The sequence below is a fragment of the Vibrio sp. 10N.222.49.C9 genome, assembly GCF_041474985.1.
Taxonomy (GTDB): Bacteria; Pseudomonadota; Gammaproteobacteria; order Enterobacterales; family Vibrionaceae; genus Vibrio; species Vibrio crassostreae_C.
In genome coordinates this window covers 1-378 of the sequence record NZ_JBFRVD010000125.1, presented here as the reverse complement: position 1 = coordinate 378, position 378 = coordinate 1, and the positions used below count along the sequence as shown (strand labels likewise).

1 protein-coding gene is annotated in these 378 nt (G+C 46.8%); it reads right to left on the bottom strand.

All coding sequences use genetic code 11. The annotated features are described in order from the left end of the window. Window positions 1-378: hypothetical protein (locus AB4585_RS22285; RefSeq protein ID WP_372170989.1), on the bottom strand; the 378-nt coding region annotated here is incomplete at both ends.

Sequence of the window (378 nt, the reverse complement as noted above, 5' to 3'; positions counted from 1 at the left end):
TCTTAGTGTTGAAAAACCCGATAGCATCTGCTCAAGCGCACGCTTAACATTTCCCTGCTCTGTCACAACCGGATAACCAAATGGCACTTGGTATTGACGCGCCAAGTACATATCTTCACTCGCCTTCCAACCGTAGTGCTCACCTAGACGCTCGAAGTTTTCAATCAAGGAGCCAGGCTCAACATGGAACATGGTCACCGGCAATTTTGATGAAGTCACAATTGCAGTCTGTGACTCAGCATCTAATTCAACACTGAAGTGCAACGATTCAACATCGCCCTGACTTAACTCTCCCTTGCGATGAACCACTAACTGCCCCTTCGCCTTATCAATCAGCGAATCAATCGCATCAGGCAGTGAGCTGGTAATTTGATATGT